This window comes from Nocardioides glacieisoli (genome assembly GCF_004137245.1).
Taxonomy (GTDB): Bacteria; Actinomycetota; Actinomycetes; order Propionibacteriales; family Nocardioidaceae; genus Nocardioides; species Nocardioides glacieisoli.
In genome coordinates this window covers 214,276-229,001 of the sequence record NZ_SDWS01000002.1, presented here as the reverse complement: position 1 = coordinate 229,001, position 14,726 = coordinate 214,276, and the positions used below count along the sequence as shown (strand labels likewise).

14 protein-coding genes are annotated in these 14,726 nt (G+C 71.9%); 11 read left to right on the top strand and 3 right to left on the bottom strand.

What is annotated here, in order from left to right:
* The first annotated feature begins 7 nt into the window (after nt 1-7).
* Nucleotides 8-1,024, top strand: coding sequence for a CgeB family protein (locus EUA06_RS05240; RefSeq protein WP_129473967.1), 1,017 nt, complete (start codon nt 8-10; stop codon nt 1,022-1,024).
* Nucleotides 1,025-1,068: 44 nt separating this feature from the next.
* Complete coding sequence (locus tag EUA06_RS05235; RefSeq protein WP_129473966.1) at nt 1,069-1,641, top strand: acyltransferase; 573 nt, start codon at nt 1,069-1,071, stop codon at nt 1,639-1,641.
* On the opposite strand, the gene EUA06_RS05230 is transcribed toward EUA06_RS05235, so the two are convergent.
* The 3 genes from EUA06_RS05230 to EUA06_RS05220 are packed head-to-tail and all read right to left on the bottom strand — an operon-like array spanning nt 1,623 to nt 3,905.
* On the bottom strand, nt 1,623-2,036 hold the full coding sequence (locus tag EUA06_RS05230) for a VOC family protein (protein ID WP_165354268.1): 414 nt from the start codon (nt 2,034-2,036) through the stop codon (nt 1,623-1,625). The genes EUA06_RS05235 and EUA06_RS05230 overlap by 19 nt on opposite strands.
* On the bottom strand, nt 2,033-3,685 hold the full coding sequence (locus tag EUA06_RS05225; RefSeq protein ID WP_129473964.1) for an HAD-IIIC family phosphatase: 1,653 nt from the start codon (nt 3,683-3,685) through the stop codon (nt 2,033-2,035). The genes EUA06_RS05230 and EUA06_RS05225 overlap by 4 nt, the downstream gene beginning before the upstream one ends.
* Before the next feature lie 4 nt (nt 3,686-3,689).
* The gene (locus EUA06_RS05220) at nt 3,690-3,905 is read right to left on the bottom strand and encodes an acyl carrier protein (protein WP_165354267.1); all 216 of its coding nucleotides are present in this window, start codon (nt 3,903-3,905) and stop codon (nt 3,690-3,692) included.
* A gap of 123 nt (nt 3,906-4,028) precedes the next feature.
* Between EUA06_RS05220 and EUA06_RS05215 the strand changes: the two genes are divergently transcribed.
* Genes EUA06_RS05215 through EUA06_RS05175 form a run of 9 tightly spaced genes read left to right on the top strand, consistent with a single transcriptional unit; the run spans nt 4,029 to nt 14,718 of the window.
* Nucleotides 4,029-5,066 carry a hypothetical protein gene (locus EUA06_RS05215; RefSeq protein WP_129473962.1) on the top strand — a complete coding sequence of 346 codons (1,038 nt, stop codon included), beginning with the start codon at nt 4,029-4,031 and terminating at the stop codon, nt 5,064-5,066.
* Nucleotides 5,063-5,731, top strand: a complete 669-nt coding sequence (locus tag EUA06_RS05210) for an acylneuraminate cytidylyltransferase family protein (protein ID WP_129473961.1) — start codon at nt 5,063-5,065, stop codon at nt 5,729-5,731. Before EUA06_RS05215 ends, EUA06_RS05210 begins: the two co-directional genes overlap by 4 nt.
* Nucleotides 5,732-5,736: 5 nt before the next feature.
* On the top strand, nt 5,737-6,570 hold the full coding sequence (locus EUA06_RS05205) for an FkbM family methyltransferase (RefSeq protein ID WP_129473960.1): 834 nt from the start codon (nt 5,737-5,739) through the stop codon (nt 6,568-6,570).
* 58 nt (nt 6,571-6,628) lie between these two features.
* Nucleotides 6,629-8,902, top strand: a complete 2,274-nt coding sequence (locus EUA06_RS05200) for an N-acetylneuraminate synthase family protein (protein ID WP_129473959.1) — start codon at nt 6,629-6,631, stop codon at nt 8,900-8,902.
* The gene (locus tag EUA06_RS05195) at nt 8,893-9,996 is read left to right on the top strand and encodes a glycosyltransferase family 4 protein (RefSeq protein ID WP_129473958.1); all 1,104 of its coding nucleotides are present in this window, start codon (nt 8,893-8,895) and stop codon (nt 9,994-9,996) included. Before EUA06_RS05200 ends, EUA06_RS05195 begins: the two co-directional genes overlap by 10 nt.
* Nucleotides 9,993-11,156, top strand: a complete 1,164-nt coding sequence (locus EUA06_RS05190) for a hypothetical protein (RefSeq protein WP_129473957.1) — start codon at nt 9,993-9,995, stop codon at nt 11,154-11,156. The genes EUA06_RS05195 and EUA06_RS05190 overlap by 4 nt, the downstream gene beginning before the upstream one ends.
* Entirely contained in the window at nt 11,149-12,171 is a 1,023-nt protein-coding gene (locus EUA06_RS05185; protein WP_165354266.1) for a glycosyltransferase family 4 protein, read from the top strand. The genes EUA06_RS05190 and EUA06_RS05185 overlap by 8 nt, the downstream gene beginning before the upstream one ends.
* On the top strand, nt 12,171-13,316 hold the full coding sequence (locus EUA06_RS05180) for a glycosyltransferase (protein WP_129473955.1): 1,146 nt from the start codon (nt 12,171-12,173) through the stop codon (nt 13,314-13,316). The genes EUA06_RS05185 and EUA06_RS05180 overlap by 1 nt, the downstream gene beginning before the upstream one ends.
* Entirely contained in the window at nt 13,306-14,718 is a 1,413-nt protein-coding gene (locus EUA06_RS05175) for a sugar transferase (protein ID WP_129473954.1), read from the top strand. Before EUA06_RS05180 ends, EUA06_RS05175 begins: the two co-directional genes overlap by 11 nt.
* Nucleotides 14,719-14,726 lie beyond the last annotated feature (8 nt).

The window sequence follows — 14,726 nt, the reverse complement described above, 5'->3', positions numbered from 1 at the left end:
TGATCGCGTGCGGGTCCACCTCGTCAGTCCGGCGTTCCACGGCTACTGGGCGTCCATCGCGGCCGCGCTCGAGGCCGGTGGGCACACCGTGACGACCGTGGTCTACGACCACAACGCGGGTCTGCGAGACCGCCTGTGGCACCACCTCCGGCACGAGCTCCCCCGTCGTACGCGCCTCGGGGACCTCCGCGGCCTCGCCCGGGCCCAGACCGAGCTCGCCACCGAGTCCGTCCGGGCCGCGCGCCCGGACGTGGTCGTGGTGGTGAAGGGCGACACCCTCCAGGACCCCTTCTGGGAGCTCCTCGACGAGCTGCGCCTGCCTCGGGTGACGTGGTTGTACGACGAGGTGCGACGCACCCGCTGGGACCTCGAGCGACTGGCGGCGACGGGCCCGGTGGCGACGTACTCACCACTGGACGACGTGGCCTTCCGCGCGGCGGGGATCGACAGTCGGTGGTTGCCGCTCGCCTTCGACCACAGGCTCGTCGAGCCGGACGCGCGCACGCGCAACGACGAGGTGGTGTTCGTCGGGGCTCGCTACGCGAACCGCGAGCGGGTCCTCGCGATGCTCGCGGAGAGGGACGTCCCGGTCCGCGCGTTCGGACGGGACTGGTCCACTCACCCGGTCGACCGGCTCCGCACGTGGGCGTGGCGACGTCCCGACCTCCCCTCGGCCCGCGACCTCTCCCGTGCCGACGCCTACCGCGAGATGGCAGCCGCCGTCGCGACCCTCAACATCCACGGCGACCAGGACGGCCTGACCATGCGGACGTTCGAGGCGTCCGGGGTCGGCGGTCTGCAGCTGCTCGACCGGTCGGACCTGGGCGGACTCTACGAGCCCGGCGTGGACCTCCTCACCTGGTCGGACGACGCGGAGCTCGTCGACCTGTGCACCCGAGCAGCCCGCGACAGCGAGTGGTCCGACGGCATCCGGGAGGCCGGCCGGCGCCGCACCCTGGCGGAGCACACCTTCGACCACCGCGTCGCCGTGCTCGCCGAGACCTGGGACCTCCCCAGCTCCTGAGCGCCTAGACTCGCGGCCGTCCGCCGACGACTGCAGGAGTGACGATGAACCTGGCCCAGCGGCTCACCGAAGCCAGGCCCTCCGTCCGCTGGCACGTGGCCAACGCCCTCTCGAAGACCCTCTACCGACGGGCCTTCGGGGCGTTCGGCGCGGGATCGGTCCTGATGAACCCGCGGATCCTGCGCGGCACCGACCGCATCTTCGTGGGCTCGGGCGTGGAGATCCGCAGCCAGGTGTGGCTGGCCTGCGAGGAGGGCGGTGGCCCGATCGTGATCGGGGACCGCTCGATCCTCGGCGACCTCGTGCACGTCCACGCGCTCGACCGGGTCGAGATCGGCTCGGGCACCCTGATCGGGGAGAGCACGCTCATCACGACCGCCAACCACGCGTCCGAGGGCGACCGCAACGCCATCGAGCCGATGGGCGCGATCCGGATCGGCGACGGCGTCTTCATCGGCCAGGGCTGCGTGGTCTTCGGCGGGGTGACCATCGGCGACGGGGCCACCATCGGCGCGGGATCGGTCGTCCTGCGCGACGTGCCTCCCGGTGCATCCGCGATGGGAGTCCCCGCCCGGGTCGTGCGCGCGCCCAGCGCGGATCAGACCACGACGCCCTGATCGGGTCCCGCGAGCTCGACCAGCTCGATCAGCCCCACCCGACGGTGGTGGAGGAACGCCACCGCGGCGTACCCGATCGCGGGTGCCGGGCTCGGCGCGGTGATCCGCACGTAGCCCGCGGAGCGCAGCTCGCGGACGGCCACCGCGATGTCGTCCACGACGTAGCAGAGGTGGTAGGGCGACGGACCGACCTTCTTGAGCAGGCCGTCGACCGGTGAGTCCGCCGCGGCCGGGGCGACGAGCTCGATGACGTAGTCGCCGTTGCGCACGAAGGCGATCTCGACGCGTCGCTCGTCGTCGACGACCCGCGTACCGACCGTGTAGCCGAGCGCCACGTAGTCGTCGAGGACTTCGTCGATCGCCGCGACGGCGACACCGACGTGGTGGATCCTCACGACGTCGCCCAGGTCACGGTGTGCAGGTCGCGCCGGTCGGGCGCGGGCGCGCCGACCTCGCGCCGGTAGGTGACCCGCTCGTCCGTCTCGGTCAGTCGCTCGTAGCCCTGGCGGTCGAAGAGGTCCTGCACGGGGGTGTTGCGGTCCGAGCGCTCGTACGCCGCCTCTACGGTGTGCACGCCTTCCTCGGCGAGGTGCCACTCGACGGCCGCGAGCACGCTGTCCTCGATCGCTCGCCCCATCACCCGGCAGCTCATCAGCAGGTTCTCGATGTGGGCCGTGCCGCCGTCGACCCGGACCATCACGACCGCCACCTGGCCGGCGTCGCCGAACCGGTCGGTGACCGCGACCGTGAAGGTGTGGTGGTCGGGACGGGTTGCGAGCCGTCCGAGCTCCTCCGCGGTGTGGCGTCGGGTCAGGACGTTGAACTGGTTGGTCTTCTGGGTGAGCTGGGCCGTGCGCGACCGCTGCGCCTCGGACATCTCCGCGATCGTGATGCGTACGTCGAGCTGGCGGAGGTAGTCGTCCATGCCGCCGGCGGCGTCGCGAAACTCGGCGCGCGCCGCCTCCTGTCGGTACTGGTCGCCCTTCGCCTCGTCCTCGGCGGTGAGGCGGTCGACCCAGAAGTGCTCGGCCGCGGCGTCCGCGACGACCTGCGGCAGAGCCGCGATGTCGCGGGGGAAGTCGAGCACGGTGACGTCCGGCAAGGCCTGGCGGACGGCCTCGCGCTCGACCGGGTTGTCGTCGAGGTAGACGAACGAGGCGAGGCCGAGGTTGAGCCGCTCGCCCAGGGAGGCGATCGCCTCGGGCTTGGGACCCCAGCCGGCGAGGATCGCCACGAAGTCGTCGGGCGCCAGCACCATCTGCGCGTTGTCCTCGAGCCCGGCGACCGCGTCGGCCTGCTCGTTCTTCGACACCGCGGCCAGCAGCACGCCCGTCGCGGCGAGCTCCTTCAGCCGGCGCTGGACGTCGCGGTAGGCGGCGCCGACCCCGCTCGGGCCGATGACCAGCCCGGCCGGGCCGTCCTCGCCGACGACACCTCCCCAGATGGTGTTGTCGAGGTCGACGACCATGACCTTCTTGCGCGTCCGGGCCGGGAGCGCGAGGGCCTCGTCCACGGCCGCGGCGACGAGCTTCGTGGCGGACATCGCGTAGGGCTGGCCGCCGAGGTACCACATCTTCGGCGAGTAGAAGCCCGTCCGGCCGACGTCCGACACGAGGCGCGCGAGGTCGAGGACGTGGACGTTGTCTGCCCGCTGTGCGAGACCCTCGAGACCCTGGCGCCACGTGGACGACCACCGTTCCTCGGGTCGGCCGGCGCTGGCCGGCCTGATCGCCCGCGCCGGGAAGTCCAGGGTGCTGACCACGATGCGGCTGTGCGGGAAAGCGGCCGCCAGTCGGGCGACGTGCGCGAGGTGGGCGCCCAGCTCGTCCTCGACGGCCGCGTCGGCGACCCCGTCCACGAGGGCCGTGCCGTCGAGCACGACGACGACCTGGTCGGGACCGAAGTCGCGCAGGGCCGTGGCCCCCTGCTCGTAGGTCAGGACGACCCACTCGCCGTAGCCCGGGGGGATCCACGTCTCCGACGGGACCTTGAGGGCCTTGCCGACCAGGTCCAGGTTGACGTTGCTCAGCAGGGCAACGCGCATGTCGTCAGGCCTGGGTCAGGGCGTAGAAGTCGCGAAGGGTCTGGATGTCCGACGCGTCGTCGAGCGGCAGCTCGACCTCGTAGCGCTCCTCGATCTCACCGATCAGCCGGAGGTGCATGAGCGAGTCCCACTCCGGGATCTCCCCGTAGCGCGTGTCGGGCGAGATCGCGGACACGTCGACCTCGAAGATCTCCGCGACGAACTGCAGGAACTCGTCCATGGGTGAGGTGCCTTTCCGGGCTGGGCTCTTCTGGTCACGACCGAGCGCCGAGTCTAGGCGAGCGCCGGGGACGGCTCCGGCCGTGGTTAGGCTCGGGCGCATGCGCGCATCGAGGTCCGACCGGTGAGTCTCGTCTTCCCGCGCGACCTCGACGCGTGGCAGTCCTGGCAGGTCGCCCAGCACCGCGTGCGCCACCTCAAGGGCCGGGTCGTCGGCAACCTCCGCCCGCCGCCGTCGGAGTGGTCGCTCGCGTCGAACCACGCCAGTCCGCAGGTCGTGGTCTCCATGGACACCGCCAATCCGTCGGCGCTCGGATCACTCATCGCGCCGCTGCACCACGTGGGCGACCTCCCGGTCGCGGTCGTCGCCCCGTTCCCGCTCGACGACGTCGTCGCCGGTCTCGGCCTCGACGTCACCCCCGTGAGCCCAGGCCGGGTGGACGGCCTGGTCGAGGGTGCGCGGTGCCTCGTCACTGCCGGCCAGTACCTCCCCGTCGGAGTGGCGACCGAGCGCGCCGCCCAGCGCTACGGACGACTGGTGCTGATGGTGCAGCACGGTGCGCTCACGCCGTACGCACCACCACTTCCTCCCGACTCCACGGTGCTCGCGTGGAGCGAGGCCGACGGCGAGTTCTGGCGCAGCGGCCGCAACGACGTGCGCGTCGAGACGGTCGGCAGCCAGCTGCTGTGGGACGCCGGCGACGGAGCCGTGGCCGCACCCGACCCGACGGCGGGTGACCTGACCTACCTGGGCCAGGGGCACGCGGCCGAGCTGCCGCGGCGCCGCCTGGTGCAGGCCGCCCTGGACCTCTGCCGCACCTCGGGCGCGACCTACCGTCCGCACCCGTCGGAACGCGACAAGGTCTCGCGCCTCACGCACGCGGCCTACCGCAGGGCCGGCATCGTCGTGGACGGGTCCCTGCCGCTCAACCAGCTCACGGGCCCGGTGGTCAGCGTCTTCTCCACCGGCGTCCTCGAGGCGGCCGCGCAGGGCCGTGCGGCCTGGGTCGACTTCCCCGATGCACCGGCGTGGCTGTCCGAGTTCTGGGAGCGTTACGGCATGAGTCGCTTCGGGGGCGAGCCGACGCCGGCGCCCACGCGCCCAGCACTCGCACCCGCGCGGCGCATCGCCGGGATGCTCCACGAGGTGGCGGGCCGATGACACTCTGCGTGATCCCGGCCCGTGGTGGCTCCAAGGGGGTGCCGCGCAAGAACCTGCTCGAGGTCGCCGGCAAGCCACTGATCGTGTGGACGATCGAGCAGGCGCTGGCGGTCGCCGACCTCGACGTGCTGGTCTCCACCGACGACGTCGAGATCGCCGAGGTCGCGCGCGCGGCGGGCGCCCGGGTGCCGTGGCTGCGACCTGACGAGCTCGCCCAGGACACCACGCCCACCGAGCCCGTGGTCCGCCACGCCATCGAGCAGGTGAGCGCCGAGCGCGGTCGTCCCGAGGCCGTCATGCTCCTCCAGGCAACCTCGCCGGTGCGCCACGACGACACCCTCGCCCGGGCACTCTCGGAGTTCGCCGGGACCGGCGTGGACTCGATGGTCGGCGTGGTCGAGCAGTCACCGTTCGTCTGGCAGGCGGGCGACCCGCCCGTGGCGGCGTACGACGTCGCGGCGCGGCCCCGCCGGCAGGACCTCACCGACGAGACGCGGCGCTACCGCGAGACGGGCTCGCTCTACGTCACCCGCACCGAGGTCTACGAGCAGCACGACAACCGGCTCGGTGGCCGGATCGGCCTCTTCGTGATGGCAGAGGACGAGGGCATCGACATCGACACCGAGCTGGACGTGGCCCTCGCCGCGGCCCGTCTGCGAGGGTGATCCGGATGATGAACCTGCTCAGGCGCATCGCCACGCTGCCGGGCATCCGCCACGTCCTGCTCCGACCCACCACCCGACGGAGGATCGCCGCCGTGCTGGCGCTGCGGTTCCTCCGGGCCGCGCTGCTGACGACCAGCCCGGCCCGATTCGTCCTGGCCGACCTCGTGACGTCGCGCGGCCAGGTGCGCACGTGGCGGCTCAGGGCCGGCGGCACCGTCACGCTGATGCACCGGCGCGACCTCGAGGCGTTCCACGAGCTGATGGTGGCGGGTGAGTACGAGCCACCCGCCGAGCTCGCCGGGCGGCTCGCCAGCGCCGAGCGGATCCTCGACATCGGGGGCAACATCGGGATGTTCGCGCACTGGGCGCGACGTCGCTGGCCGGCCGCGGCGATCACCTCCTTCGAGCCCGACCCGGAGAACCTCACCGTCTTCCGGGCGGGACTGCACGACGACGACGCGATCGAGCTCGTCGAGGCCGCTGCGGCGACGCAGTCGGGCCACGCCGTTCTGGCGGCCGGCTACGGTGCCGGGCGTCGGGTCGCCTTCAGCGAGCACCCCGTGGCGGGGTCGATCCCGGCCGTCGACATCTTCGACCACCTGGCCGACGCCGACTTCGTGAAGATGGACATCGAGGGTGGCGAGTGGCCGATCCTGGCCGACCCCCGGCTCGCCGACCTCGGCGCGATGACGTGGGTCATCGAGTTCCACCGCGCCGGGGCACCGTCCCTTCCTGCCAACGAGGCCGCCCGGCACCTCTTCGAGGCAGCAGGCTTCACCGTGGGGCACGAGGAGCTCAACTACTGGGGCCACGGCACCCTCTGGGCCTGGAAGGACTGACCGCCCACCCGCGGCCGATACGCCTGCCTGCAGTGGAACGAGCCGTTAGCGTGGTCCCGTGATCATCGAGCGCGACCTCACGCCCTACGTCGTCTACTCCGGCGACCCGGTGCTGCGCGCGCTGGAGAAGATCACCGCCAACCAGGCGCGGGTGATCTTCCTCGTCGACTCGCACGGCCACCTCGACGGCGTCCTGTCCGACGGCGACTTCCGCCGCTGGGTCAGCGGGGCCGCCAGCCTCACCGTCGACGTGCCTGCCATCGAGGCCGCCAACACTTCTCCGCGCAGCCTGCCGATCGGCAGCAGCCCCGCCGAGATCTCGCACGCCTTCGGGTCCGGGATCGACCACGTCGCCCTCGTCGACGAGCGCGGCCACCTCGTCGCCATCGCGATCAACCGGGCCGACGAGCTGCGCATCGGTCGCCACCGCGTCGCGGCCGACGCGCCGACGGTGCTGATCTCGGAGATCGGCATCAACCACCAGGGCGACGTCTCGCTGGCCAAGCAGCTCGTCGACCTGTCGGTCGAGGCCGGCGCCGACATCGTGAAGTTCCAGCTCCGCGACATGGAGTCGGTCTACCGACAGGGCTCGTCGGGCTCGGGCGGCGAGGACCTCGGTCCGCAGTACACCCTCGACCTCCTCGCGAAGTACAACCTCGAGGCCGACCAGCTCTTCGAGGTCTTCGACCACTGCCGCGACGCCGGCGTCGAGGTCATGTGCACCGCGTGGGACCCGGTCAGCGTCGACCGGCTCGTCGACTACGGCGTCCCTTCGCTCAAGGTCGCGTCGGCCGACATGACCAACCACGCCCTCCTGCGCCACATGGCCGCCACCGGGACGCCGATGGTGATCTCGACCGGCATGTCCACCGAGGGGGAGATCCGCGAGACCGTCGACGTCGTCCGCAGCACCGGGGTGGCCCACGCGTTCCTGCACTGCCAGTCGACCTACCCCGCGCCCTTCAAGGACATCAACCTCGCCTACCTGACGCGCCTCGCCGAGCTGACCATGGCACCCGTGGGCTACTCCGGCCACGAGCGCGGCTTCCACGTCCCGGTCGCCGCGGTCGCCCTCGGCGCGCGCATCATCGAGAAGCACTTCACCGTCGACCGCGGGCTCGAGGGCAACGACCACAAGGTCAGCCTGCTGCCGGGCGAGTTCAAGGAGATGGTGCAGCGGGTCCGCGAGGTCGAGGAGGCGCTCGGCACCAACGCACCCCGCGCGGTCTCCACCGGCGAGATGATGAACCGCGTCAACCTCGCCAAGTCGCTCGTCGCCGCCCGCCGGATCGAGGTCGGCGCGACCCTCGCCGACGTCGACATCGACATCAAGAGCCCCGGCCGCGGGCTCCAGCCCAATGCGTACGACAAGCTCGTGGGGCGCACGACGACCCGAGCCCTCGAGGCCGGGGACTTCTTCTACGCCACCGACCTCGGTGACGCGGCTCCGAAGGGCCGGGCCTACGACTTCAGCCGCCCGTGGGGCCTGGCCGTCCGCTACCACGACATCGACGCGATGACGCAGGACACCACCCCCGACTTCCTGGAGTTCCACTTCTCCTACAAGGACCTCGACCTGCCGGTCGACGAGGTCTTCGCGAAGTACGACGGCGGCCTGCCGATGGGCTTCACCACCCACTCCCCCGACCTCTTCGCCGGCGACTTCCTGCTCAACCTCGCCTCCACCGACGACGACCACTGGGAGCGCTCGATCCGCGAGCTGCAGCGCGTCGTCGACACGACCCGCGAGATGCAGCAGCACTTCACCAGGAGCGCCGACGCCAAGGGTCAGAGCGAGGGCCCGGTGATCGTGGCCAGCCTCGGCGGCTTCACGACCGACGCCTTCGTGTCCCCGGCGGAGCGCGAGGCGATGTACGACCGGGTGGCCGCGGGGCTCGCCCGCGTCGACGACTCCGGGGTGCGGCTCTGCGCCCAGACGCTCCCGCCCTATCCCTGGTACATGGGCGGCCAGCTCTACTGCAACCTCTTCGTCGACCCGCGCGACACCGCCGAGTTCGCCGAGAAGCACGGCCGGCGGCTCTGCTTCGACGTCTCGCACTCCAAGCTCTCGGCCAACTACCTCGGCATGTCGTTCGCCGAGGCGACCGACCTCCTCGCGCCGCACAGCGAGCATCTCCACCTCGTCGACGCCACCGGAGTCGACGGCGAGGGCGTGCAGGTCGGCGACGGCGAGATCGACTGGGCCCTGCTCGCCAAGCAGCTCGACACGATGTCGCCGGGCGTGAGCTTCATCCCGGAGATCTGGCAGGGCCACGTCAACGACGGCGAGGGCTTCTGGATCGCCCTGGAGCGGCTGGAGCAATGGTTCTGACCGCACGCGTCGCCCTCTGGGTGGTCCCGGTCAGTGACCTGGCCGGCGTGGCCCGCCACGTCCTCGACGTGGCACGCAGCGGGATCCCGGGCTGGCGGCTGGTGTTCCTGACCCCGCCCGGCGACCTGGCGCGCGAGCTGCGAGCGGTCGGCGCGGAGGTGATCGAGGGTGACTTCGGGCCGGCGCACGGCCTGCCGTCGTCCGCGCGGACGCTGCGCGACGTCGTACGCCGTCAGCGTCCGGCGGTCGTGCACAGCCACCTCGCCTACGCCGACATCGTGGCCGCCCTCGTCGTGCGCGGGCCCCGTCTCGTCACCACCGAGCACGGCATCGCCCGCGACGACGTCGTCTACCACCGCTCGACCACCAAGGGCCGGGTGATGGCACTGGCCCACACGGCACGCCTGCGGCGCTTCGACGCCGCGATCGCTGTCAGCCGGGCCACGGCGGACGCGATGGTCGAGAAGTGGCATCCCCCCGTGCCGGTGACGGTCATTCCGAACGGGATCGACGTGGTTTCGAGGCTCGCTCCGCTCGCACCTCAGCCACCGGAGGGCGAGCTCGCACCTCGACCAGCGGCACCCCCGGGTCTGCGCATCCTGTCCCTGGCCCGACTGTCGCCGGAGAAGCGCCTGCCTGCTCTGGTCGACGGCTTCGCCGAGCTCCACCGCACCCACCCTGAGGCGCGGCTGACCCTCGCCGGGACCGGCCCGGAGGCGGACGCGCTGCGCGAGCAGGTCACTCGCCTCGGGCTCGTCGACGCGGTGACGATGCCGGGGTTCGTCGACCCGGACGCGGCGATGGCCGAGCACGACGTGCTGGCGATGATGTCGGTCTGGGAGAACTGCTCCTACGCCCTGCTCGACGCAGCCGCGCGCGGCATGGGCGTCGTGGCGACCCCCGTCGGCGGCAACCCCGAGATCCTGCCGGCGAGCTCGCTGGTGGACGCGGACGACGCGACCGCCGTCGCGGCCACCCTGGCCGACCAGGGCCTCAAGCCCGAGGTGCGCCCGGGGCTGGCCGAGTGGCCGAGCGTGGCCGACATGTGCGCTCGGGTCGCCGCGACGTACGCCGACAGCGGAGTCCCGGCGTGAGCACGAAGAACACGCCCTGGAACCTCCCGGACAAGACCGTCGACCGGGCCGACGAGGCGGACCGCGAGATCCGGATGAGCGACTTCGCGCTGATGGCGGTCCTGCCGTTCCGAACCACCGTGGTGTCCGGCTACCCCATCAACGAGTTCGCGATGGCTGCGCTGGTCATGCTGTGCCTGTTCCGGCCCGCGCGAGGTGGGGCCCGACTCCCAGGTGTCGTGACCCTTCTGGGGGTGTCCCTGCTCGCCCTGCTGGTGCTCTCGGGTCTGGCCAACAACATCGACTGGGTCCGCCGGGTCGGGCACGTCGGCATCACGGCCGGGGTCATCTGGGCCTTCGGCACCGGGCGTGCCTCGCTCCGCTCCGGGGCGATCGGGATGGCGGCGGGGCTGATCGCGGTCATCGGCATGGCGATCGTGGGCATCGGAGGTGACTTCTACCCCGGCCGGCTCACCGGCTTCCTCGGCGACCCCAACGCGGGTGCGTACTTCATCGCCGCCCTGGGGGTCATCGCGGTCTTCTTCGCCGACGACCGGCTCAAGGTGCGGGTGGCCATCGCCATCCCGATCCTCACCGGCCTCTGGCTCTGCTACTCGCGCACCGGACTGCTGGCGGCGGGCCTCGGCCTGGTCTGGATCGTCTACGGCCGGCGCCTGGGGCAGGTCGCCGGCACGGCCCTGGCCATCGTCTTTGTGTGGCTCGTCCAGAACGTCCCCGAGGACCTCATCTCCTTCGGGCCGTTCTCGAACCGGTCGGGCAGTGACAACCTCCGCAAGCGCATCATCGCGCAGGAGGACGTCGAGCTCGCGACGTCACCGTGGTACGGCAACGGCCCCGGGACGGCCAAGGTGACGATCCGCGACCTGGAGTTCTTCTTCCACAACAGCTACCTCGCGACGCGACAGGAGGGCGGGTGGCTCGCACTGCTCCTCGTGCTGGGCCTGCTCGCGTACTCCTTCGGGATCCTCACCACGCGGTCGCACGCGGGTGACCTGCGCGCGGCCGCGGTCCAATCCGCGGTCATCGGCACCGCCGTCATGGCCGTCACCCTGGGTGAGGTCCTGCTCGACACCCCGGCGGGCATCGTGGTGGCGTTCGCCCTCGGCCATGCGCTCACCCCTGCAACCACGACCGCGACCGAGAGCCCACCCGATGGCTGAGCGGATCCACCTCGCCGCCAACAACCCGGACCTGGGGGGCGGCGAGCTGATGCTGCTGCGCCACGCCGAGGCCCTCGTGCAGCTGGGACACCCCGTCACCGTGGTGGCTCCGGACTCCCCCAGCGAGGTGCTGGACGCCGCCGGCCCGACCGGGGCCGACGTGGTCGCGATCCGCGCCGACGGGCGACGCGACTACCTGCGAGCCCTCCGCGCCTGGGACCGGGGCGAGCGGCAGGGCGTGCTGTGGTGCCACGGCCTGGTCCCGGCATTCGCGACGTCGGGGCGCCCCCGGCGGATCGTGCACCTCCACCAGGACCCGCGCGGCCGGGCACAGCGCGTGGCGGCGCAGATCGCGCGTCGGGGCGCGCTGGCCACGGTGGTGCCCTCCCATGACATAGCCAAGCGCCTGCCGGGCAGCGTGCCGCACGCCAACTGGACGCACGACCTGCCGCGCCTGGCCCTCGACCACCGCGCATCATCCGACGTGGGCTACCTCGGTCGGCTGTCGACCGACAAGGGCGTCGACGTCCTGGCCCGCGCGCTGTCATCGCTTCCCCACGACGTACGCCTGCTGCTCGCCGGCGACACCCGCTACGTCGACGCCGACTCGGTGGCCGCCGTGGACGCGGCCGTCAGCTCCCTCGGCCCTCGAGCCACGCGGCTCGGCCACGTCCCTCCCGAGCAGCTCTTCCGGCGCGTCGCCCTGGTCGTGTTCCCCAGTGTCTGGGCCGAGCCGTTCGGCCTCGTGGTCGCCGAGGCCATGGCGTCCGGCGTCCCCTTCGTCGTCTCCGACGCCGGCGCCCTGCCGGAGGTCGCCGGGACCGACCACCCGTGGATCGCCCGCGCGGGCGACGCCGACGACCTCGCGCGGGTGGTCGCCGACGCGCTGGCCGCCTCTCCCGACCGCACCGCGGTCGTGACGGATCGTGCCCGCCGGCGTTGGGAGGAGGAGTACTCCCCCGAGGCAGGCCGCCGGCGGGTGGCGCAGCTCCTTGACCGGCTGGGGGTGACGTGATGACGCAGCAGCCCACCGTGGCGATCGCCCACGACTACCTCACCCAGCGCGGCGGTGCCGAGCGCGTCGTGCTGAGCCTGATGAGGGCCTTCCCGGGAGCACCGGTCCACACCACGCTCTACGACCCCGAGGGGACCTACCCGGAGTTCGCCCGTGCCGACATCCGGACGTCCCCCCTCAACCGGGTCGCCGCGCTGCGCCGCGACCACCGCCTCGCCCTGCCCCTCCTCGCCACGGCGTCGTCGCGGATGCGCATCGACGCCGACGTCGTGGTGGCCTCGAGCAGCGGCTGGGCGCACGGCTTCCGGACCTCGGGGCGCACCGTCGTCTACTGCCACAACCCCGCGCGCTGGCTCTACCAGACCGACGAGTACCTCGGCGGCCCGGCGTGGCGCTCCCCCCTCGGACCGCCCGTCCTCGCCCTCCGCCCGCTCCTGCGCCGCTGGGACCGCAGCGCCGCGAACGGCGTGGACGTCTACCTCGCCAACAGTCGCGTCGTGCAGCAGCGGATCGCGGCGACGTACGACCGCGACGCCGAGCTGCTGCCACCCCCGCACGGCATGGACGCCTCGGCCCCCCGCGAGACCGTCCCGGAGCTGGCCGACTGGGAGCCCGGCTACGCACTGGTCGTCTCCCGGCTCCTGCCCTACAAGAACGTCGATGCCGTCATCGAGGCAGTTCGCAGCACCGGTCGCCGACTGGTCGTCGTCGGGCACGGGCCGGAGGAGGCACGCCTGCGCGCCACGCTGCCCGACCACGTGCGGCTGCTCGGCGGCCTGAGCGACGCCCAGCTGCGGTCGGCGTACGCCGGTGCAGGAGTGCTGGTCGCGGCGAGCCACGAGGACTTCGGGCTGACTCCGCTCGAGGCGGCGGCCTTCGGAGTGCCGACCGTCGCCCTGCGTGGCGGGGGCTTCCTGGAGACGGTCGTCGAGGGACGGACGGGGCTGTTCTTCGACGCGCCGGAGCCGACGGCCATCGCGGCGACCCTCGCGCTTTCCGACCGCCACGACTGGGACGCTGACACAATACGAAGCAGGGCCGAGGAGTTCGGCGAAGCACGGTTCATCGACAGGATCCGGAGCATCGCGCTCGGCGACGAGAGCCGCGTGCCGGACGAGAAGGGGGTGGACCGAGATGCGCCCTGAGGGCATCAAGCTCCTCCCGTGGCTGGTCGGCGTCGTCGACCTCCTCATGATCGCCTTCGCGACCGTCCTGGCGATCCGGTTCCGGGTCTCGCTGTCGATCTTCGACACCGCCGGCGACGTCCTCGAGAACTCGGCGCTCGCGAGCGTCTTCTTCATCGGCACCTGGCTGGTGCTGCTGGTCTTCTTCGGCACCTACGAGCTGCACGTCTTCGGCGCCGGGACCGAGGAGTTCAAGCTCGTCGTCAACGCGTCCTTCTTCACCGCCGCGCTCGTGGCGACGATGGCGTTCCTCATGCAGTACCCGTTGTCCCGTGGCTTCTTCGTCCTCCTCTTCCCCATCGGCGTGCTGCTGCTCGTGCTGGGTCGGCTGCTGACCCGGCGCATCATCCAGCGCCTCCGGATCGCGGGTCACTTCAACGAGAAGGTGCTCCTGGTCGGCACGCCCGGCTACATCGGCGAGATCCACACCGTGCTGGCCCGCGAGAAGTGGCTCGGCTACCAGGTGATGGGCTGTCTCGTCCCGAGCGACTACGCGGGACTCGAGGTGACCTCGACGGGGATCCCGGTGCTGGGGCACAGCGAGGAGGTGCGCGCCGTCGTCGACGAGCTCAACCCCGACATCGTCTTCTTCACCGCCGGCGCGGTGAGCTCGTCGACGGCCCTGCGCCGCCTGGCGTGGGACCTCGAGGACCACGCCCACGTGCAGATCATCGTGGCGCCCAACGTGACCGACGTGTCGAGCGAGCGGATCAGCATCCGCCCGGTCGCCGGGCTGCCGCTCATGCACCTCGGCCGGTCGCGGTCGCAGCTCGCTACCAACGACGCCAAGCGGGCCTTCGACCTCGTCGGCGCGCTGGCCATCCTCACCGTGCTCTGGCCCCTGCTCCTCGTGCTGATGGTCTGGGTCAAGCGGCACGACGGCGGCCCCGCCCTCTTCCGCCAGACCCGCGTCGGTCGCGACGGTGTCGAGTTCACCTGCCTCAAGCTGCGATCGATGTCGATCGACGCCGAGCAGCGGCTCGCCCAGATCGAGGCACGCGACCACGTCCTCTTCAAGAGCCACGACGACCCGCGGGTGACCAGGCCGGGACGATTCATCCGGCGGTTCTCGCTCGACGAGCTGCCCCAGCTGGTCAACGTCCTGCGCGGCGAGATGAGCCTCGTCGGTCCCCGGCCGCCGCTGCCGTCCGAGGTGGAGCAGTACGAGGACGACATGCTGCGGCGGCTCAACGTGCTGCCCGGCATGACCGGCCTCTGGCAGGTCTCCGGCCGCTCCGACCTGTCGTGGGAGGACACCGTGCGGCTCGACCTCTACTACGTCGACAACTGGTCGATGGTCCAGGACCTGCTGATCCTGGCGCGCACCGTGAGCGCCGTCATGGGCAGCCGCGGGGCCTACTGATCCTGACG